The sequence below is a fragment of the Nostoc sp. genome, assembly GCF_036917435.1.
Classification (GTDB): Bacteria; Cyanobacteriota; Cyanobacteriia; order Cyanobacteriales; family Nostocaceae; genus Nostoc.
Map to the genome: position 1 here is coordinate 274929 of NZ_JBALDM010000031.1, position 21450 is coordinate 296378.

General features: G+C 42.0%; 15 protein-coding genes. 10 read left to right on the forward strand and 5 right to left on the reverse strand.

Going from position 1 to position 21450, the window contains the following annotated elements; translation table 11 throughout:
• Nucleotides 1–17 precede the first annotated feature (17 nt).
• Complete coding sequence (gene mreD, locus V7K98_RS14095) at nucleotides 18–635, forward strand: rod shape-determining protein MreD (RefSeq protein WP_335022744.1); 618 nt, start codon at nucleotides 18–20, stop codon at nucleotides 633–635.
• 525 nt (nucleotides 636–1160) lie between these two features.
• Here the strand turns inward: mreD and msrB are convergent.
• Together msrB and V7K98_RS14105 are read right to left on the reverse strand one after the other, a co-directional pair.
• Nucleotides 1161–1655 carry a peptide-methionine (R)-S-oxide reductase MsrB gene (msrB, locus tag V7K98_RS14100; protein WP_335022746.1) on the reverse strand — a complete coding sequence of 165 codons (495 nt, stop codon included), beginning with the start codon at nucleotides 1653–1655 and terminating at the stop codon, nucleotides 1161–1163.
• Between the two features lie 14 nt (nucleotides 1656–1669).
• Nucleotides 1670–1924 carry a hypothetical protein gene (locus V7K98_RS14105; RefSeq protein ID WP_335022748.1) on the reverse strand — a complete coding sequence of 85 codons (255 nt, stop codon included), beginning with the start codon at nucleotides 1922–1924 and terminating at the stop codon, nucleotides 1670–1672.
• Between the two features lie 145 nt (nucleotides 1925–2069).
• On the opposite strand from V7K98_RS14105, the gene ssuD reads away from it, so the two are divergent.
• The 7 genes from ssuD to V7K98_RS14140 all read left to right on the forward strand — a co-directional run bounded on the left by ssuD (nucleotide 2070) and on the right by V7K98_RS14140 (nucleotide 8768).
• Nucleotides 2070–3230, forward strand: coding sequence for an FMNH2-dependent alkanesulfonate monooxygenase (ssuD, locus tag V7K98_RS14110; protein ID WP_335022749.1), 1161 nt, complete (start codon nucleotides 2070–2072; stop codon nucleotides 3228–3230).
• Nucleotides 3231–3257: 27 nt separating this feature from the next.
• Nucleotides 3258–3896, forward strand: coding sequence for a beta-class carbonic anhydrase (locus tag V7K98_RS14115; RefSeq protein WP_335022751.1), 639 nt, complete (start codon nucleotides 3258–3260; stop codon nucleotides 3894–3896).
• Complete coding sequence (ssuE, locus tag V7K98_RS14120; RefSeq protein WP_335022753.1) at nucleotides 3893–4459, forward strand: NADPH-dependent FMN reductase; 567 nt, start codon at nucleotides 3893–3895, stop codon at nucleotides 4457–4459. Before V7K98_RS14115 ends, ssuE begins: the two co-directional genes overlap by 4 nt.
• A 383-nt stretch (nucleotides 4460–4842) precedes the next feature.
• Nucleotides 4843–6156, forward strand: coding sequence for an FAD-binding oxidoreductase (locus V7K98_RS14125; RefSeq protein WP_335022755.1), 1314 nt, complete (start codon nucleotides 4843–4845; stop codon nucleotides 6154–6156).
• Between the two features lie 61 nt (nucleotides 6157–6217).
• On the forward strand, nucleotides 6218–7573 hold the full coding sequence (locus V7K98_RS14130; RefSeq protein WP_335022844.1) for a (Fe-S)-binding protein: 1356 nt from the start codon (nucleotides 6218–6220) through the stop codon (nucleotides 7571–7573).
• 407 nt (nucleotides 7574–7980) lie between these two features.
• A complete protein-coding gene (locus V7K98_RS14135; protein WP_335022757.1) occupies nucleotides 7981–8127 on the forward strand; it encodes a hypothetical protein in 147 nt (48 codons plus the stop codon).
• 53 nt (nucleotides 8128–8180) lie between these two features.
• Nucleotides 8181–8768, forward strand: a complete 588-nt coding sequence (locus V7K98_RS14140; protein WP_335022759.1) for a Uma2 family endonuclease — start codon at nucleotides 8181–8183, stop codon at nucleotides 8766–8768.
• Nucleotides 8769–9219: 451 nt separating this feature from the next.
• Here the strand turns inward: V7K98_RS14140 and V7K98_RS14145 are convergent, their stop codons facing one another.
• The 3 genes from V7K98_RS14145 to V7K98_RS14155 form a co-directional block, all read right to left on the reverse strand.
• Nucleotides 9220–11664: an endonuclease MutS2 gene (locus V7K98_RS14145; RefSeq protein ID WP_335022761.1), complete on the reverse strand. Its 2445-nt coding sequence runs from the start codon at nucleotides 11662–11664 to the stop codon at nucleotides 9220–9222.
• Between the two features lie 186 nt (nucleotides 11665–11850).
• Nucleotides 11851–12147, reverse strand: a complete 297-nt coding sequence (locus V7K98_RS14150; protein ID WP_335022846.1) for a DUF2288 domain-containing protein — start codon at nucleotides 12145–12147, stop codon at nucleotides 11851–11853.
• Nucleotides 12148–12175: 28 nt separating this feature from the next.
• Complete coding sequence (locus V7K98_RS14155; protein WP_335022763.1) at nucleotides 12176–12814, reverse strand: lysophospholipid acyltransferase family protein; 639 nt, start codon at nucleotides 12812–12814, stop codon at nucleotides 12176–12178.
• Between the two features lie 408 nt (nucleotides 12815–13222).
• On the opposite strand from V7K98_RS14155, the gene V7K98_RS14160 reads away from it, so the two are divergent.
• Both V7K98_RS14160 and V7K98_RS14165 read left to right on the forward strand, forming a co-directional pair.
• The gene (locus V7K98_RS14160) at nucleotides 13223–19093 is read left to right on the forward strand and encodes an AAA family ATPase (RefSeq protein WP_335022765.1); all 5871 of its coding nucleotides are present in this window, start codon (nucleotides 13223–13225) and stop codon (nucleotides 19091–19093) included.
• 153 nt (nucleotides 19094–19246) lie between these two features.
• Entirely contained in the window at nucleotides 19247–21436 is a 2190-nt protein-coding gene (locus V7K98_RS14165; protein ID WP_335022767.1) for a sensor histidine kinase, read from the forward strand.
• Nucleotides 21437–21450 lie beyond the last annotated feature (14 nt).

Sequence of the window (21450 nt, forward strand, 5' to 3'; positions counted from 1 at the left end):
AGAAAATCCATAGAAAAATGAAGATTCCTGCATTTGGTGCTAGCAGGCAGAAAAAGCCAAAATCGTCAGAGCGAAAATCGAAATTCCGAATCAAGCCGCTTTCTCGTTGGCATCCCGGTGTTCGTCAGCTGTTTAGTTACATAGTGACGGCTAGTTCTGTACTGTTATGTTTACTATTATTGCCAACCCGCCTGCCAGGTATGGAATTATTGGGAATTGGCCCTAACTGGCTGTTAATTTGGGTGGTAGCTTGGAGTGTAAAGCGCACGGTGTTTGCCGGAGCCTTAGCAGGTATAGTTCTGGGGCTACTTCAAGATTCAATGACATCACCTAACCCTACTCATGCCATCAGTTTAGGGATAGTGGGACTTTTAACTGGTTTGCTCCAGAAACAGCGTTTTATTGAAGAAGACTTTATTTCGATTGCTGTAATTGTCTTTGTGATGGCAGTTTTGGCAGAAACTATCTTTGGGTTGCAATTAACTTTGATAGGGAATGAGCGCAAACTAACAGATATTTGGACATATTACCAGCGTGTCGCCCTAGCCTCTGCCATTCTTAGTAGTCTGTGGGCACCTGTGGTCTATTATCCCCTCAATCGTTGGTGGCAACGGTTGAAATTGTTGGAGCAATAGTCAAACGATTTTGGATTTTGGATTTGTCGTGAGCGTTCAGTCGAACGATTTTAAATTTTGGATTGACCACGATAAGCAAACAACACCGTATCATGGTAATTGGTAGTATTTATGTTTGATACTGTCTTTTTTGCCTTACAAAGAATATCAGGTAGGTTGTCTCCTGATTTACTGACGGCAGAATGTGGAAGCTTTCACTCAGTAACCTAGTTGGAGAACGCTAATGTCGAAAGAAAGAAAAAGTAATAAAGAAGTTAAAAAACCTAAAAAAGATCCCAAAGACAAAAAGGACAAAAACGACCCAAACAAATAGAACAATTTTAGGTAAATAGCTTTAGCGAAGACCAAGAGTTGTATTTATTTAAATTGACAATACTTCGTCCAGTAGGATTGAGGAGGAGAAGTTATTGTCAACAATTTAGGGATTTACAATAAATAGTTGAATACTTTTTTATTTGGAAGTCCCTTATTAACCCTTGGTCAAGCCTCAAAATTTGATAATTTAGGTTAGGGTGTCAAGACTGATTAAGCAGGGGTAAATTTCAGCGAAACACCATTCATGCAGTAACGCTTACCAGTGGGTGCAGGGCCATCATCAAAAACATGACCCAGATGACCACCACAGCGACTACAATGCACTTCAGTTCTGCTCATAAACAACGACTTATCTACAGTAAAAGCGATCGCACCTTCAATCGGTTTAAAAAAGCTAGGCCAGCCAGTACCACTGTTAAATTTGGTATCAGAGGTAAACAGTGGCAGTTCACATGCAGCACAATAGTAAGTACCATTGTCGTATTCCTTATCCAATGGGCTGGTGTGAGGGCGTTCAGTCCCGTGTTTACGCAATACATTAAACTGTTCAGGCGTTAAAATCGTGCGCCACTCTTCATCTGGTTTGGTAATTTCAAATCCACTCTTAGAAGTTGTCATCGCTTTTGACTCCCAATTGATATATCTTGATAAGAATGCTGTGCCGACTATTACTGCACTAGCCTGAAAAAAATAGCGTTTGTCCATATATCTATTATTTTCTATTTTCCGGTTAACTGGACAATCAACTCCAGTACGGAATTCCCTACATCAATAACTATAATCAGCGATCGCTCTGAATTAGCCCTGATAAACCAATTAAAATTAGCTAAGAAACAACAAATTGGGTAATCATTGGAAGTCGGCGGGAAACTCCATACCCTTGTGGGTGGAGAAGAATAGCCGCCGCATTGAGCATTGGTAGCTCTTCCCCGTGCCTTATGCCCAATTTTTGCGATCGCGATCTTATTGAACACCGCTTAATATACATTAGTCTGATAGGAATACCGGAGTTTACAAAAAAACTTCTTGCGGGCTTTTGTAAAATATGTGATACTCTAAATCTATAAAAATAAAGCACGGTATTTCTATCGTTTTACCGTAGTTAAAAGGACAAGATTCATGCAGCTACTATGGTTCATCCCAACCCACGGCGACGGACGTTACCTTGCAACTGCTACAGGTGGTAGAGCAGTAAGCTTTCCCTATCTGCGGCAGATAGCCCAAGCGGTGGATGATCTTGGTTATACAGGGGCATTACTACCCACGGGACGTTCTTGCGAAGATGCTTGGATAGTAGCGTCAACGCTGGTATCGCTGACACGACAGATGCGTTTTTTGGTAGCGATTCGTCCCGGCTTGGTATCTCCGGGAGTGGCAGCACGGATGGCGGCAACCTTTGATCGCCTCTCTGGAGGACGCTTGCTGATTAATGTCGTGACAGGAGGCGATCCTGTGGAGTTGGCGGGAGATGGCTTGCATTTGGATCACGATCAGCGCTATGAATTAACAGATGAATTTTTGACAGTATGGCGAGCGATCGCTAGTGGAGAACAAGCTAATCTTCAGGGCGACTATCTCAATATTCAAGATGGGAAACTGCTGTTTCCACCTATTCAGAAACCATATCCACCTTTGTGGTTTGGTGGTTCCTCTCCAGTTGCTCAAAAAATTGCAGCCAAGCACGTAGATGTCTATTTGACTTGGGGTGAACCACCGGCGCAAGTAGCCGAGAAGATTTCATCAGTTCGCAGACTTGCTTTATCAGAAGGCCGGACTTTGCGGTTTGGGATTCGTTTACATGTGATTGTGCGCGAAACCGAGAGTGCAGCTTGGGATGCAGCCAATGATTTGATTAAATATGTAGATGACGAAGCGATCGCTAAAGCTCAAAAAGCTTATGCGCGGATGGATTCAGTTGGACAACAACGGATGACTCAATTACACCACGGCGATCGTGAGGCATTAGAGATTAGCCCGAACCTGTGGGCAGGAGTCGGTTTGGTGCGGGGTGGCGCGGGAACAGCCTTAGTAGGAGATCCTCAAACTGTAGCGGCTAGGATATTGGAATATGCAGATTTGGGTATTGAGTCTTTTATCCTCTCTGGCTATCCCCACTTAGAGGAAGCTTATCGAGTTGCAGAACTTCTATTTCCCCATTTGCCCTTAGAGAATCTGCCGACAGTGGAAAAGCAACATGTCTTAAGTCCATTTGGTGAAATTGTGGCAAATGAAGATTTCCCTAAGCAACAGCACCAGGAAAGGGCAACGTCCATATCCTAGTAATTAAGAACTAGCAGATTACCAGCCATGTTGCACCAACAAATTGACCAAAAAATCTCAGAAAAAGAAGCGTGGGCATTGCGTCGTCAGTTGGGGATACCTAACAATAAACGGTTGTGGGTGTTGGGGTGCATGGATGAGCGATTACCAATAGAAAAAGCATTGGGAATTGGTGAAGGAGATGCTCATATTTTCCGTAATGCTGGGGGGTTAGTTACAGATGATGCTATTCGATCAGCGATGTTGACTACACAGTTTTTTGGCACAAAAGAAATCATCGTTATTAATCATAGCGAATGTGGCATGATGACAGCATCAGGAGACTTTCTTAGTGAGGTATTGCGAAATCAAGGTATTGACGTGGATCAAGTTAGTGTCGATCCTGCTTTACCAGAGTTGAAGCTACCAAAAGGCGTTTTTTCCAAATGGATTAAAACGTTTACTGATGTCGATGAAATCTGCATACAGCAGGTAGAATTGCTGCGTAATTCTACTTTAATTCCCCAAGATGTGGTTATTCATGGCTACATCTGGGAAGTGGAAAGTATGAGTTTGCGCCGTCCCTACAAACGTCTGAGTGAGAAAGTCAACACCGCAGAAGCGATGAAGACTAAAACCACAAAACATACTCAACCCGTTTTAGAAATTGGGAGTTTAATTGAATGACAAATATTTTAGCGATCGCAGGTAGTCCAACCCATCCATCTAGAACTTATGGTGTTATTGAATACACAGCCAAGCTTTTACAACAAGAAGGCTTGCATGTAGATATCATTTCAGTTCGAGATTTGCCTGCTGAAGATTTAGTTTTTGGACGATATGATAGCCCTGCTTTAGAACAACCAAAAGCTTTATTAGCAAAGGCAGATGGTGTGATTATTGCCACCCCAATCTACAAAGCTGCTTACACAGGAGTGCTAAAAACATTTCTAGATTTGCTGCCACAAAAATCATTCACAGGTAAACCTGTATTACCGATCGCCCTTGGTGGAACGATCGCGCATTTATTGGCAATTGAATATGCTCTGAAACCTGTATTATCGGAATTAGGAGCGCGGCATATCTTAGCTACTGTTTATGCAGTAGATAAACAAATTCAACGACAAGCTGATAACAGCGTTATCTTAGATGAGGAAATTGACCAAAGGCTCAAAGATTTACTCAAAGAATTTGTTAAAGCTGTAGCTTATGATGCCGCTGCGCCTCAAGAATTGGTTCATGCCAATTAAATAATCAAGTTTATACCTCCGTTTGTTTGTAGCAGGGTGGTAAAAATTACCCCTCTGCTACTTTCTTTTTTCTAAAAGTTAATCAAAATAACATCAAATTATTTTATTAGAACTTACACAAAAAATATCCCCAACCTTGTTTTTCCGGTAGGGGCAATTCATGAATTGCCCCTACCGCGTGTACTTTTGTGTAAGTCCTATTTATATGGCAATACAGTTCAGATAAGGCCAAAAGACTTGTAGAGAGGGCGATTTATCGCGTCTCGAAAACCCAAAATTTTTACCAGTAGCCCTTAACTGAACCGTATTGATTTATATGGCAATGCGCTTTTTTGGTCAGGTTAACCAGTAAATTAGATGTAGGGCGTAAAAAAATAAACTCAATGAAAGCGATGTCTAACGACAGGCCACAAGGCATCTGCGCTACTGATTTTGCATCTATTATCGGCGAAGAAAATGCTGTTTGCCTTTGGGAAAATATCGAAATAGACCAGAAAAAACCTATCCAACAGGCTATAGCCTACGGAAAACCTCCCAGTTGTATCGTCTATCCCCGTACCCAACAACAACTAGCCGCAGTTATCGCCAAAGCTCACAGTCACAACTGGCGTGTCCTCCCCTGTGGTAGTGGCAGTAAACTTAGCTGGGGTAGTTTAGCTAAGGGTATTGATGTCGTAGTTAGCACAGAACGGATCAACCAACTGATTGAACACGCTGTTGGCGATTTGACTGTCACAGTCGAAGCAGGAATGAAGTTCTCGGATCTCCAAGCACTTTTGGCAAAATCGCGGCAATTTCTCGCCCTTGACCCCACAGCACCTGAGTCAGCAACCATTGGCGGTATTGTTGCCACAGGTGATACAGGTTCTCTGCGGCAACGTTATGGTAGTGTGCGCGACCAGTTACTAGGTGTTACCTTTATCCGTGCTGATGGAGAAATTGCTAAAGCTGGGGGAAGAGTAGTTAAAAATGTTGCTGGATATGACTTGATGAAGTTGCTTACTGGCTCTTACGGCACATTAGGCTTTATTAGTCAACTAACTTTCCGTTTGTATCCGCTATCGGAGGCATCGGGAACGGTGGTACTAACTGGTAATGCTGAGGCTGTATCCCAAGCGGCTGATATCCTTCGAGGTTCGGCATTAACACCAGTTCAGGCTGATTTGCTATCAACTAAATTGGTGTCTAACTTAGGTTTGGGTGAAGGGCTAGGATTAATTGCTCGATTTCAAAGTATTAGTGAGAGTGTTAAAGAACAGTCAAACCGAGTTTTGGAAGTTGGGCAAAAGTTAGGTTTACATGGGGCAATTTTTGCCGATGGTGATGAGGCTAGTCTATGGCAGAGATTGCAAGAACGAATACATACTACTGTCACAGAATCTGTAATTACCTGCAAAATAGGAGTGTTACCTACTGCTGCTGTCGAGATTTTGACTCAGGTGGAGTTGGGTTTGATTCATATAAGTAGTGGTTTAGGTTTGTTACAATTAGAGAGTAAAAATCAAGTTTTGAAGGTGCGCGATTCTACTCAAGCTAATAGAGGTTTTTTAACAATTTTGTCAGCACCAATAGGGGTTAAAGAACAAATAGATGTTTGGGGTTATACGGGGAATGCTTTGCCGTTGATGCGCCGTATTAAGGAACAGTTTGATAGTAAGAATATTTTAAGTCCTGGTCGATTTGTGGGTGGAATTTAGTTTTAATAGAACGAACCGCCAAGAACGCCAAGAACGCCAAGGAAGAGGGGAAAGAATAATTATGCAGGTTTCAGAAAATTCTGTTAATAATACGGCTAGTTTAAAGAATTTGAAGGGGTTTGATGAAAGTCATCCACCCGATCCGAAGTTGATTGATAGTTGTGTACATTGTGGGTTTTGTCTTTCTACTTGTCCGAGTTATCGGGTGCTTGGTAAGGAGATGGATTCTCCTAGAGGACGCATCTATTTAATGGATGCGATTAATGAGGGTGAGATTGCTTTAAATACGGCAACTGTAGAACATTTTGATTCTTGTTTGGGATGTCTTGCTTGTGTAAGCACTTGTCCTTCTGGGGTGCAGTATGACAAATTAATTTCTGCAACTCGTCACCAAATTGAACGGAATTATCCCCGCAGTTTGCCAGATCAATTTATTCGGAAACTAATATTTTCTCTGTTTCCCTATCCCAATCTTTTACGAGTTTTATTAGTTCCGTTGTTGGTGTATCAGAAGTTGGGGTTTGCTAAATTATTTCGCGCTACCGGTTTACTTAATAAAATATCCCCTCGTTTGGCAGCAATGGAATCAATTCTGCCAGAAATTACTCTCAAATCTTTTCAAGATAATTTGCCTAGTGTGATTCCTGCTAAAGGTGAGAAGCGCTATCGAGTCGGGGTAATTTTGGGTTGCGTGCAACGGCTGTTTTTCTCTTCAGTGAATGAAGCAACGGTGCGAGTTTTAACAGCGAATGGTTGTGAAGTTGTGATTCCCAAATCTCAAGGTTGTTGTGCAGCGCTTCCCGAACACCAAGGACAAACAGAACAGGCGAAAGCTTTAGCAAGGCAGATGATTGATAGTTTTGCCAACACTGATGTAGATTTTGTGATTATCAATGCTGCTGGTTGTGGTCATACTTTAAAAGAATACGGTCACATTTTAGAAGATGACCTCGAATATCGGGAAAAGGCAAAGGATTTTGCCGCTAAAGTTAAAGATGCTCAAGAGTTTTTGGCAACTGTTGGTTTAACAGCAAAACTTTCACCTTTGACTGATAAACCTTTGAATTTAGTTTATCAAGATGCTTGTCATTTATTGCATGGTCAAAAGATTAGCGTGCAACCGCGTCAGGTATTGCGACAAATTCCGGGAGTGAAATTGAGAGAACCAATAGATGCAGCTTTATGTTGTGGGAGTGCTGGGGTTTATAATATGTTGCAACCAGAAGTTTCTGAGGAATTAGGTCAGCAAAAAGTACAGAATTTGTTAAATACTGGTGCTGATTTAATTGCTTCTGCTAATCCGGGGTGTACTTTGCAAATTACAAAGCATTTGCAGTTACAAGGTAAGAAGATTTCAGTTATTCACCCAATGGAGTTGTTAGATTATTCAATTCGGGGTGAAAAGTTGAAATTGTAATAATTAGGGCGCGTTAAGGCAGACTTTAATGCCACTGATAAGTTTTCCATCTCATCAACCAAATTGACTTCGTGCGATTCAAAGCTGGATTAACGAAATTGAGTAAGGAATGTAGTAGTGCGATCGCTCCTATTTTGCTCAATATATAGATGGTTGCAAAAGGGCGATTGGGTTGCGATCGCTTGTCTATCTATGAAAGGTTAGATTTCGGGTGATTTGTGGGGATGAAGAAATAACGCTTTCAGGAGTTTTGCAGGGTTGTAAGTGGCTCTATGATTATCTGAAGAATAACCGGAATGTGAGTAAGAGCGATCGCTATCTCTGCAACGATAAGCTGTTCCACATTTAAATTGCATATACTGGGCGGGCAGGATGCCCACCCCACAAGAGTTATATTTAATTCGATTATGCAAATTAGATGTTTTTTAGCTTATCAAGTAAAAGTTAAGCATTGGTACTCTCTCAAATTATCTCAGGCGATCGCCAAGCGACGCAAAGAACTAATATTGAAGAAATATAGACCGCAAATTAGCAAGCGATGCCCACGGCGGTAAACTACGCTTTTTCAACACAATTAAACTAGAAAGAAAGATGCTCAGGATAGCTTATGAACGCTGTTACAACAACTTTACCTTCTACCCTCAAATTGAAAATCGACTTAACTGACGAGCAATTTTTCCAAATGTGTCAGAAAAACCGCGATTATCGATTTGAGCGTACAGCATCAGGGGAATTATTAATTATGCCACCTACAGGTAGTGATACTGGCAACCGTAACTTTGATATGGTTGTTGAGTTGGGAATCTGGAATAAACAGACTAAATTAGGCAAAGGTTTTGATTCTTCAACTGGCTTCACCCTACCCAATGGTGCAGAACGTTCTCCCGATGCTTCTTGGGTAAAAATTGAGCGGTGGAACGCTTTAACCCCAGAACAACAAGAAAAATTTGCCCCTATTTGTCCTGATTTTGTAATAGAGTTGCGTTCTCGCACTGATTCCTTGAAAGAATTGCGAGAGAAAATGCAGGAATATATTGAAAATGGCGCTCAACTAGGATGGTTAATTGACCGAAAAAACCAGCGAGTAGAAATTTATCGTCCAGGTAAAGATGTAGAGATATTAGACAATCCTGCTAGTTTATCAGGAGAGAATGTCCTACCTGGATTTGTGTTGGATTTACAGCATATTATGTAGCTTTATCGATTCGGATACACATGGCGCATTTCAAAGCGACTTTGTTCCCAAAGTGGTAATAAAGCCTTTTTAGTTTTGTCAAATAACATAAGAATCAAGCATTTAAGTAGGTGGGCAAGAATAAATCAAACGATGTTACGCAATGTAAAATTAATTAAATTGGCTCTTAGTAAGGGCTTTAGCCCTGAGAATAGGGCTAAAGCCCTTACTACAAACCTTTAATTATTTACGCCCACTTACTTGTAAGTTTTTTACCCACTTCATATAGCGATTCGATAAAGACAGGACTTACGCAAAAAAGTTCTGAAGTAGCGGTAATTCATGAATTACCGCTACGACAAATCAGGTTTTTGAGACAATTTTGCGTAAGTCCTAAAAGAGACTTGCAAACAGTAAATCTTAGTTGGTAGATTCTCTCAAGATTCTGAGGATTACCATTTGCAAGTAAACTTTATTTGATGTAAGCAACGGTAACACCACTACCGCCATCTGTTTGTTCTGCTGGTTCGTAGTTGTTCACTCTGGAATGATGTTGCAAAAAGGCGTGAACTCCTTGACGCAGTTTACCAGTACCGTATCCGTGAATAATCCAGACTGGGCCTGTAGCTTCAGAGATGGCTTTATCTAAAATGTATTCGGCATCAGCTACTCGTTTACCACGCAAATCGATGGTATTTTGAGAAGTCCGAATTTCCGGGACACTTTGCGGTGGTGGGGTTACTGGTGCTGGGGCTGGTTTGGCTTTGACGACTGGTTCGGGTTTTTGACCATCTAGAGATTCTACATCTTGCAACTTCACCGTCATCTTCATTAACCCAAAGCGAACGCTTAACTCGCCATCTTCATTAGGGGCGGCGATTACATCAGCTATCTGTCCGAGTTTGGGAACGCGGATGCGATCGCCTACTTTGGGCATAAATCCAGGTTTTGGTTTTGCTGGGGTTGCTGGCTGATATAGCTGGCCAATTTGATTTAAAGCATTAGTTGCTTGCTGGGCCTCTTGGGCTGTGGGCGTACCTTTTTGCAAACGGCGAATCACTTGAGCAATTTCACCTTTTGCTTGGGCGATCGCTTGTTGGACTGCTATTTCTTGTGAAGCCCGCAAACTACTTTCCCTTTCCTCCAAACTTGCGGCTTTTGCGGATACCTCTTTGTATAAACGTTCCGCTTGCTGTAACAAACTTTGGGCTTCGGCTGCTTTGGTTTCCTGGCGGCGGCGTTGGGCTTCTAAGCCTGCAATTACTTGGTTAACTTCATCTGTGGCCTCTCCTACTTGAGTTTTCGCCTGTTGTACGACTTCTGGCTTTAATCCCAAGCGTAGGGCAATAGTTAAGGCGTTAGAACGTCCAGGAATGCCCCATAGCAGACGGTAAGTAGGCGAGAGAGTACTTTCGTCAAATTCTACAGAGGCATTCTCAAACCGCTCATCTTCGTATTTCAGGGCTTTTAGTTCGCCGAAGTGAGTAGTGGCGATCGTTAGCTGGGCATGGTTAGCGAGATATTGCAACAAGGCGATCGCTAACGCACTACCTTCAACTGGATCGGTTCCTGCACCGACTTCATCTAGTAAGACTAGGGAATTGGGCATTGGGCATGGGGCATGGGGCATGGGGCATGGGGTATTGGACTCTCCCTTATCTCCCTCATCTTCCTCACTCCCCAGTGCTTCTAAGATTCGACTAATTCGGCGGATGTGTCCAGAGAATGTGGATAAACTTTGCTGTAAGGATTGTTCATCGCCAATATCTGCCAGCACTTTATCAAACCAAGGTATTTCTACTGGTTCGCGGGCGGGGACAAATAAACCTACTTTGGCCATTAATGCTGCTAACCCCAAAGTTTTTAGGGTTACAGTTTTACCGCCAGTATTTGGCCCGGTAATTGTCACTACCCGAATTAGCGGATTGATCAGCAAATCTACAGGAACTACTGGTTGCCCTTGTTCGTGCTTTTGCTGCCAGACTAACAGAGGATGTCGTAAGTTCCGTAAGGTAATGGTTTCACTGTCTTCGCGCTGGATAAATCGCGGGGGATTTGCTCCTAGCCAGTAACTATATCTCGATCTAGCGGTTGCCAAATCTAAAGTTGTGGCGATCGCTAATAATCTCTCTAAATCTGGTTTGACTGCGGCGACTTGTTCTGTCAAAACGCGGCGAACTGCTTCTTCTTCGGCTTGCTCTCTGCGGATGATTTGCCGCAGTTGGTTGCCTAGAGGCACTACGGAATTCGGTTCTACATATAGCGTTGCACCACTGGTAGAGGTATCGTGAACAATACCAGGGATGGCATCTTTTTGCGGTGCTTTTACGGGGATGACAAAGCGATCGCTGCGTTGGGTAATTAGCTGTTCTTGAACTGCTCCAGATTTTGCCTGTAAGATGTTTTGCAGCTTTTGGGTAATTTGGCTGCGTAATCGCCGCAAGTCTGTGCGAATTTCTCCCAGTTTTTGACTCGCGCGATCAGTTACCTGGGCGCGTTCATCAATACATCGGTGAATTTCTTGTTCTAGTTCTGGATAAGTCCGCAAATCGGCAACCAACTCAGTCAATATCGGCAAATCTTCCTGATTGTCGATGACACGGCGCAAACTTCTAGCACCAGCGAGGGTGGTGGCGATCGCTAACAGTTCATCTCCTGCCAAAACTCCACTGCGTTCTGCCCGTTCTAAGGAATCGCCAATATCTTGAATTCCCTCAAATGACAGCCCCGTAGTGAGGCGAGTTTCCAGTTGGTAGATTTCTTTGGTTTGCTCTAACAACTGTTCGCTTTGAGTCTGAGAATCGGGTATTTTCAGATGACGCGCGGCTGTCGCCCCCAGCTTAGTCGCCGCGAAGGTGGCAAGGTGCTGGCAGAGGCGATGCCATTCTAATAGTTCTAAGGTTTCAGATTGGATCAAGGTTTCAACATCTAATCTGAAATTATCGTAACAATTTTAGCTCCTAGATGGCTAAATCTTAAAAGAGAAAATTTTGCTTTAGTCAAATCAGTCAGTTAGTGCGTGGTAATAACTGGCACACCAAGTTATCTTTCGTTAGAAACTACGCAAACATCAAGTGCCATCGAAAACAATACAGAAACTAATTTAAGTCTCAACTATTTCCTTCACCAAAACGTAAGGCTGAACGATGAGAGTATTAAATCGTTTACTGCGCTCAAGATTCCATTCTCCCACTTGTACTGTCGTGGGTTTGGTAATTAATTGCCGATCAATCCACTGTTCTACTGATGGAATGTTATCACTAGCGATCGCTACTCCAACATCCACCAAGTTTAACTCTGGGGACACCAAAATTACTGCATCTCGTTGTACATGAGGAATTAGCGACTCCCACTCTGCCTCATCCAAAATTTCCGTTAATTCCGCTCTTAAATCCGACATCATTCCTCAATTTGTATTGTCTAATAAATTATCTTCCCAAATCATGCATTTCATTAATTACCGTGGTACATTTTTGTGTCAATCCTTCCAATTCCTCTTTATTCGTGGAACTGGGAGCATCAATCAAGTTACCAATTCTCACAGTTATGGGAACTGCGTGAGGTAGGGACGATCCTTTTTGCAAAATCTTATCAGTACCCCAGACACTTACTGGTAATATTCGGGCTTTTGCTTTCGCCGCCAGTAGGAGTGCGCCTCTTTTGGGGTCTGTAATTCGACCGTCTGGGGTGCGAGTACCTTGTAAAAAAACACCGACAGCCCAACCTTTATTCAGATATTCTAGGGCGGAACGGATGGCATTGCGATCGCTATTCCCTCGACTGACTGGGTAAGCACCATACAATTTAATCGCTTGGGCCAAAACGGGGATATTAAATAACTCTTCTTTGGCCATGTATGCCACTGGACGACGTACACAGTTGGAGACAATGGGGGGGTCAAAGTAACTAGCGTGATTACTCACTACCAGTAGCGGCCCTGATTGGGGGACATTTTCCGCACCATAAATCTGGCCCCGAAAGTAAGCGTGAAGCATGGGGCTGACAACTGACCATTTAAAGGCGTGATAAAGTGCCAGACTGATGAACGGTTCGCGGTTTTTGTCCACAGAAGGTAATGCAAATCAAACTGAATTTAGCATACGCGATCGCAAGACCCAGAGCAAAGGCAAAAAAGCTTTGAAGAAGAATTCAGCTATTCTGAATGGGCTAAACGCCCCGCTATTCGCGTACAGAAGTCAGAATCAATTCAGTCGGGGATTCAGATCCGCCACTGTCGCTTCGCTTCAATTAAAAATTGATAATTAAAAATTAAAAATTAATTTCCAGTTTTTAATTTTACATTTTTAATTTTTAATTCCCGAAGGGTGGGGGTATTAAACCCGCTTATTCATCTGCCACTCGGAAAGAATTCATTGCTGAATTCTGACTCCTGACTCCTGAATTCTGTTTGGTAAATATCAATTGCTTCACCCATCTGGGAATACTAAATCTGAAAGTTTTAAAGATTTAGTAGTATGCTTAACACTATTGTCAGTATTCCCGGATATCGGATCGGTGAAGAACTCTACAATGGTTCCAGAACCCTAGTTTATCGAGGGTATCGAGAGACTGACTCATTACCTGTAGTGATTAAACTGCTGAAAAATCCATATCCTACTTTTAGTGAACTGTTGCAGTTTCGTAATCAATACACTATTGCCAAAAATCTCAACTCACCTCTAATCATCCAAACTTATAGCCTCCAAGCGTATGAAAATGGCTACATGTTGGTGATGGAAGACTTTGGGGGGATTTCTCTGAAAGATTATTTGACTTCCGACCAGACGCGATATATCGCGTCTGGTCAAGAGTTTTTAGAAATAGCGATCGCACTGTGCAATACCTTAGATATACTCTACCGCGATCGCATTATTCACAAAGATATCAAACCCGCCAATATTTTAATTAATCCAGAAACCAAACAAGTTAAATTAATTGACTTTAGTATTGCATCCCTACTACCACGGGAAACTCAAACGCTCATCAGTCCTAATATGTTACAAGGGACACTTAGTTATATTTCTCCTGAACAAACAGGAAGAATGAATCGCGGGATTGATTACCGCACTGACTTCTATTCTTTGGGTATAACTTTCTATGAATTACTTACAGGAGAGTTACCCTTTCAATCAAATGATGTGATGGAGTTAGTACATTGTCATATTGCTAAAACAGCCCCCAATTTAAGGGAAATGGGGAAAGGGAAACAGGAAACAGAGATTCCCCAAGTTCTTTGTGATATTGTCAGCAAATTAATGGCTAAAAATCCTGAAGACCGCTATCAAAGCGCATTAGGAATTAAATTTGATTTAGAAAATTGTTTAACCCAACTCCAAAAAACTGGTAGAATTAACAACTTTCAAATTGCCCAAAGGGATGTGTGCGATCGCTTTATTATCCCCGATAAACTCTATGGACGAGAAACCGAAGTATCAACCCTACTTCAAGCATTTGAAAGAGTTAGTTTTGGTGCAACTGAGATAATGCTGGTAGCTGGTTTTTCGGGTATTGGTAAAACTGCGGTTGTCAACGAAGTTCATAAACCTATTGTTCGGCAACGTGGTTATTTTATCAAAGGTAAATACGACCAATTTCAGCGAAATATTCCCTTTTCGGCATTTGTGCAAGCATTCCGGGATTTAATGGGGCAATTATTAACAGAAAGCGATGCTCAAATCCTGCAATTTAAAACCAAGATTTTAGCGGCGGTAGGTGAGAATGGACAAGTCATTATTGAAGTCATCCCGGAATTAGAACGAATTATTGGTCAACAACCACCGACTACAGAATTATCAGGAACTGCTGCCCAAAATCGATTTAATTTATTATTCCAAAAGTTTATCCAAGTCTTTGCTACTGAGGCGCATCCATTAGTGATGTTTTTAGATGACTTGCAATGGGCTGATTCGGCATCACTGATGTTAATGCAGTTATTGATGGCTGATACAGGTTATCTCTTTTTAATTGGTGCTTATCGTGATAACGAAGTCAACCCAAAACATCCGTTAATCTTGGCTTTGAATGATATCCAAAAAACACAAGCCACTATTAATAGGATTACTTTAGCACCACTAAGTCAAGTCCAAGTAAATCAATTAGTGGCTGACACACTTAAATGTGCAGAAAGTTCGGCATTACCTATTTCTCTACTGATATCTCAAAAGACTGAAAGCAATCCGTTTTTTGCTATCCAGTTTCTTAAGGCATTACATCAAGATGGGTTCATTAAATTCATCCCTCCAACCTTCCCTTACCAAGGTGAAACTACAGGAAGTTGGCAATGCGATCTGACGCAAATAAATCAGCAAGCAATTACAGATAATGTTGTTCATTTCATGGCATTGCAATTGCGAAATTTGCCTCCATCAACTCAATATCTGTTGCAATTAGCTGCTTGTATTGGTAATGAATTTGATTTAGCAAATTTGGCGATTGTTTCGGAACAATCGAAAAATGAAACGGCTGCTAATTTATGGAAATCTTTACAAGAAGGGTTGATTTTACCTATTAGTGATATTTATAAGTTTTATCAGGGAGAAGATTCCGATCGATTGGCGCTGTCAAATGAAAATACTAATAAAAAGTTAGCAAAGTATAGATTCTTGCATGATAGAGTGCAACAAGCTGCCTATTCTCTAATCCCCGATCGCCAAAAACAAGCAACTCATCTCAAAATTGGCAAATTACTTCTACAAAATTCCTCTCAAATACAACAAGAGGAAAAACTGTTTGATATTGTTGGACATTTAAATTTAGGGCAAGAATTAATTACTCAATCAAGCGATCGCCTTGCATTAGCTAAACTGAATTTGCAAGCGGGAGTGAAGGCGAGAAACTCTACAGCTTACGCAGCAGCCAGGGTTTATTTACAAACGGGAATTAAGCTACTAGAGACAAACTGCTGGCAAGATCGGTATGAATTGACTTTGAATCTGTATGTTGCAGCTGTGGAAGTTGCCTATTTGAATGGTGACTATGAAGGCATGGAACAGCTAGCAGCATTGGTATTGCAGCAGGCGCAGACAATTTTCGACAAAGTGAAAATTTACGAAATTAAAATCACGGTACAAACAGCTTGCAGCCAAATGTTAAAAGCGATCGCTGTGGGAAGAGAAGCACTGAGTCAATTAGGAGTGGATCTCCCGAATGCAACCGATGAAGCTCAAGTCGCCAAAGTTCTACAAGATATTGCAAGCCTTCAAAGCGGCAACGATCTGTCTACCTTGGTTAATTTACCCACGATGAGCGATCGCATCACCCAAGCCGCAATGCAACTATTAGGAACGTTATTTCCAGCAGCGATCCAGGGAATGCCAGAGTTATTGCCCCTCTTGAGTGCAACTATGGTGAAGTTATCGCTCCAGTTTGGGAATGCACCCATCTCAATGGTAGGATATGCGATTCATGGAATGGTGCTGTGTGCCTTTTTCGGCGAAGTTGAAACAGGCTATGAGTTTGGTAGATTGGCGCTTTCGTTGCTGGAACGATTGAAAGAGCAAACAACAAAGTCCCTCACTCTCAACCTGTTTGGGGCTTTCATCCAACATCGCCAGCAAGCACTGAGGGAAACGATACCGACGCTCAAAGATGGGTACACGGCTGGCATTGAAACAGGTGATTTTCTCAACGCTGGGTACAACATAGTATCTTGCATGAATATTGCGCTTTTCGCAGGTGTCGATCTAGACAGTTTGGCATCCGAATTGGCTGCTTACAGTGCTGCCCTAACTCAGATGAAACAAGATTCGGCACATATTCATTTGGATATAGTGCGCCAAGTGGTACAGCATTTGACAGAAACGGTGAGCCAACCAGATTGCTTAATTGGCACTACCTACGATGAAACAGTGAGGCTGCCGAAGCATAAACTGGATAACGACCTCACGCCGATAGCCGTTGCTTATATCTACAAATTGCTGCTTGCCTACTACTTTGGCAATTATCAGGCTGCACTCGACTATATCACCCAAGCCAAGTTCTATTTGATGGCTGTATCGGGATTGGTTTTTATTCCCATTTTCCATTTTTATGCCGCACTAACGCACCTGGCACTCATCCTTAGCCAGCCAGAATCGGAACAAGCCGAAATGCTGGCTGTTGTAGCCACTCATCAAAGTATTGTGCATCAATCGGCACAAAATGCGCCCATGAATTATCTGCATAAATGGCATTTAATTGAGGCTGAAAAACAACGAGTGTTAGGCAATAAAGCAGAAGCACTTGAACATTACGATCGCGCCATCTCCCTCGCCAAAGAAAACGGCTACATCCAAGAAGAAGCACTTAGCAATGAGCTAGCAGCCAAATTTTACCTAGACTGGGGCAAAGAAAAAGTTGCTCAAGTATATATGCAAGAAGCATACTACTGCTATGCAAAATGGGGCGCAAAAGCCAAAGTAGAAGATTTAGAAAAACGCTATCCCCAGCTACTCCAACCCATCCTGCAACAGCAACGAATCAACCTCAACCCCTCAGAAACTATTGCTTTTCGCGGGACTTCTTCTTCTACTCGCACTTCTAGCGCTGGCAGCACCAGTATTTCTGACGTTCTAGATTTTACCTCTGTTCTCAAAGCGGCTCAAGTTATTTCCAGTTCTCTAGAATTAAATCAACTTATTGCCAGCCTCACCCGGATTATCCTAGAAAACTCTGGCGCGAAGAAATCTGCACTAATTCTTCCCCAAGATGACACTTGGCAAGTACGAGCAATTACCTTTATTGAGGATGAGGAAATACAAACTATCCTCGAAACACAATTACTAGACAATTGTCAAGATATTCCCGTAAATATTATCCATTACGTCAAAAATACCGAGCAAACAGTTGTTATAGATAATTGCAAAACAGATATTATTGGGTTGATTGGGGAATATATGCACTCTTCACAACCTAAGAGTGTATTATGTACCCCGATTATTAATCAAGGACATTTGGTAGGGATTCTTTACCTAGAAAATCAATTGACTCAAGGGGTATTTACTAGCGATCGCCTTTCTGTGTTAAATTTCCTCTGCACTCAAGCGGCGATTTCTTTAGAAAATGCCCAATTATATAATCATCTCCACGAACGAGGAAAGTTTTTAAGTAGTATTTACGAAGGTGTCGGCTGTCTTATCTTTGTAACTGATATCCGAGATAATGGTAGATATGAGTACACAGGATGGAGTAAATCGTGCGAACTAGTGATTGGTATACCTGCTTCGGAAGTGCTGGGTAAAAGTCCGCAAGAATTAATCGCTCCTGATGAAGTTGCAGCAATCGAGCAAAGATATCTGGATTGTTTCCAAACCGGGAAATCCGTCACTTATGAAGAATGTCTAACACTTAACGACCAGAAAATTTGGTTGTTAACCACACTCAATCCATTAAAAGATGAGACGGGTAAAGTTTATCGCGTAGTCGGGACAACTATTGATATTAGCGATGTCTACGACGAGCTTCGCTTACGCAAACAAGCCGAAGAAGCAGTAACAGAAAAATCTCAAGCACTCGGAACAGCTTTAGAATATTTACAACAAGCGCAATTACAAATGGTTCAGAGCGAGAAAATGTCTGCACTGGGTAATTTAGTTGCAGGGGTAGCCCATGAAATGAATAATCCTTTGGGCTTTATTTCTGCCAGCCTCAAACAAAGTAAACCCAGCATTGCTGATATTGTTGAACACTTGAAACTATATCAGGTAAGTCTCCCAAATCCTGGCGAACAAATTATTGCTCATGCTGAAGAAATTGACTTGGATTATACTTTAGAAGACTTACCAAAAATTATTGATTCAATGGTGATGGCGTGCGATCGCCTCAAAAATATCAGCACTAGTTTAAGAACTTTTTCCCGTGGTGACAAAGATTACAAAGTTGCATTTAATATCCACGAAGGTATCGAAAGTACAATTTTAATTCTGAAACATCGCCTCAAAGAAAACGAACTACGCCCAGCAATTGAAGTTATAACCGAATATGGAAATTTGCCCAAATTAGAATGCTTTCCGGGGCAATTAAATCAGGTATTTATGAATATTCTGGCTAATGCTATTGATGCCCTAGAAGAATCAAATACTGGTCTGAGTTTTGATGAGATTAAGTCTAATCCTAACCGAATTACAATTAAAACCTCCCTAGAAAATAAAGGCGTGAAAATTTCTATTGCTGATAATGGTAAGGGAATGAGTGAAGAAGTGAAACAAAAGATTTTTGACCACTTATTTACTACAAAAGCTGTAGGGAAAGGGACGGGATTAGGGTTGGCGATCGCGCGTCAGATTGTCACAGAGAAACATGGAGGAGCGATCGAGGTAGATTCTAAACCAGGCGAAGGTACTGAATTTGCGATCCAGCTACCGATTTAGCATATCCACACGAACTTTCTGGAAATATTCAGCCTAAACACTTATCTCTGTGACTCCATGCTTACCCAATTTAGACAAACCCTTCAGAAACAGTGGTGTGACCGTTTAGTTAAGAATCGCCCTACCTCGCTTACCCACAAAACACTAATGAATATGGCACTGCGAGTAACCGCAGTGGTACTCGTGTCTGCTGGGGTAAGTTATATCCATGTCATATCCCGTTTAGAAGCCCAGACCCAAGTCCAGCTAGAAAAGTACATCAGTGGACGGGGAGAGCAAGAAAGCAGTATCTTTAAACTCGCACAGGATAACCTCACTTTGCTGCGCGATCGCATTTTACAAGAATTCAAGCAACCCACTAATATTGATTTCCATACTGAATTTGAGCGGCAGTATTTTTCTTGGAACGATGGTACTAAACGCAATTTTCCCCAAAATCGACCGCTCAAAGACTTTGATTCTACTCGATATGCCGGAGCATTCATTGGTCGAAATGTGCAAGTTACTGAAGAACTAAAGCAGCGCCTACTCACAGCTAACACACTGATTAGTGCCTACGGATCTGCTTGGTCTAATCGGTTTGTCGATACCTATTTTGTTACACCAGAAAATGTCGGGGTTAACTATTGGAAAGGGCTGCCGATTGCGTTTCAAACACCGTCTGATCTATACATGCCGAAAGATGAATATTTCTATATTGCTGATCCTCAGCATAACCCGTCTCGATCGCCGCAGTGGACAGGTGTTTATCTCGATCCAAGTATTAATCTCTGGATGGTTTCGGCAATTGTACCAGTTTATGAGGGCGATCGCTTCTTGGGCGTTGTAGGACACGATGTGGTCTTAACCGATTTGATGGAGCATACAATCCAGGATCAATTACCGGGTACTTACAATCTAATTTTTCGCTCAGATGGTCGTTTAATTGTCCATCCCGACCGGACTGCCCAAATTCAGCAAGCTCAAGGTCAATTAAAAATCGATACAATCAACGATCCTCATCTCAACCGCATTTTTCAGCTAGTGACAAAGGCTCAACCAAAAACCCACGTCCTGGAAAATAGCCAAGACCGTGAATACTTAGCAGTGACTCGCTTACAAGGCCCAGATTGGTATTTTGTCACAGTCTATCCCAAATCACTGCTATCGGGGGAAGCATGGGATATGGCTCAGTTTATTTTAATTTCTGGTGCAGTGGCGCTGCTGGTTGAAGTGTTGTTGCTCTTGTCGGTGTTGCACCAGCAAATCGCTAAACCCCTCCAGCAATTAACCGCAGCTAGTAACCAACTTGCTGACGGTGACTTTGCGATCGCTCTCGATACCACGCGACAGGATGAATTGGGAGGACTGGCCAGTTCTTTCAACAGCATGGCAAGTCAGTTAAAGACTTCTTTCATTCAATTAGAACAGGTAAATAATGCCTTAGAGCTACGGGTTGAGGAGCGGACAACAACGTTACAAAAAACACTTGAAGAACTACGTCGGACTCAAATCCAGATGATCCAAAGTGAAAAAATGTCAGCCTTGGGGCAATTGGTGGCAGGTGTGGCACATGAGATAAATAATCCTGTTAACTTCATTCACGGCAACCTTACCCATATAGAAAATTACGCCGAAGATTTGTTGGAATTTATCCAACTGTATCAGTATCACTATTCTAATCCAGTGGCTGAAATTCAAGCTGAGGCTAAAGAGTTGGATCTGGAATTTATTCGAGATGATTTACCCAAGATGCTGTCTTCGATGAAAGTTGGCACTAATCGCATTCGGGAAATTGTGCGATCGCTCCGCAATTTCTCCCGTTTAGATGAAGCTGAATTTAAGGCGGTTGATATTCATGAAGGCATTGATAGTACTTTATTAATTTTGCAGCATCGTCTGAAAGAGCAACCACAGCGTCCAGCAATAGAAGTGATAAAAAACTATAGTAATTTGCCTCCAGCGATCTGCTACCCAGGACAACTCAATCAGGTATTTATGAATATTTTATCTAATGCAATTGATGCCTTAGAAGATGCAAATCAGCAGCGCCTGGCTACAGAAATTGCTTCACATCCCAACACAATTTGGATTCAGACTAGCTTATCTGAAAAAGAAATCATGATTTCCATCACGGATAATGGTCTTGGAATTACAGATACAGTTCTCCAAAGGTTATTCGATCCCTTTTTCACCACTAAAGATGTAGGTAAAGGATCTGGATTAGGTTTAACTATTAGCTATCAAATTGTGACTGAACTACATCAAGGTAAACTTCATTGTAATTCCACACTAGGAAAGAGTGCAGAATTTGTCATAACCCTACCAATCAAAGCTAATTTTATGATTGCTTCGCGTTTGTAGCAAGTGTTTCCAAA

Bases quoted from the DNA above. Each gene is read 5' to 3' on its own strand.
- V7K98_RS14140 (WP_335022759.1), top strand. From the start codon at position 8,181: ATGAACGCTGTTACAACAACTTTACCTTCTACCCTCAAATTGAAAATC.
- ssuE (WP_335022753.1), top strand. From the start codon at position 3,893: ATGACAAATATTTTAGCGATCGCAGGTAGTCCAACCCATCCATCTAGA.
- V7K98_RS14150 (WP_335022846.1), bottom strand. From the start codon at position 12,147: ATGTCGGATTTAAGAGCGGAATTAACGGAAATTTTGGATGAGGCAGAG.
- ssuD (WP_335022749.1), top strand. From the start codon at position 2,070: ATGCAGCTACTATGGTTCATCCCAACCCACGGCGACGGACGTTACCTT.
- V7K98_RS14125 (WP_335022755.1), top strand. From the start codon at position 4,843: ATGAAAGCGATGTCTAACGACAGGCCACAAGGCATCTGCGCTACTGAT.
- V7K98_RS14135 (WP_335022757.1), top strand. From the start codon at position 7,981: ATGCAAATTAGATGTTTTTTAGCTTATCAAGTAAAAGTTAAGCATTGG.
- V7K98_RS14165 (WP_335022767.1), top strand. From the start codon at position 19,247: ATGGCACTGCGAGTAACCGCAGTGGTACTCGTGTCTGCTGGGGTAAGT.
- mreD (WP_335022744.1), top strand. From the start codon at position 18: ATGAAGATTCCTGCATTTGGTGCTAGCAGGCAGAAAAAGCCAAAATCG.
- V7K98_RS14115 (WP_335022751.1), top strand. From the start codon at position 3,258: ATGTTGCACCAACAAATTGACCAAAAAATCTCAGAAAAAGAAGCGTGG.
- V7K98_RS14130 (WP_335022844.1), top strand. From the start codon at position 6,218: ATGCAGGTTTCAGAAAATTCTGTTAATAATACGGCTAGTTTAAAGAAT.
- msrB (WP_335022746.1), bottom strand. From the start codon at position 1,655: ATGGACAAACGCTATTTTTTTCAGGCTAGTGCAGTAATAGTCGGCACA.
- V7K98_RS14160 (WP_335022765.1), top strand. From the start codon at position 13,223: ATGCTTAACACTATTGTCAGTATTCCCGGATATCGGATCGGTGAAGAA.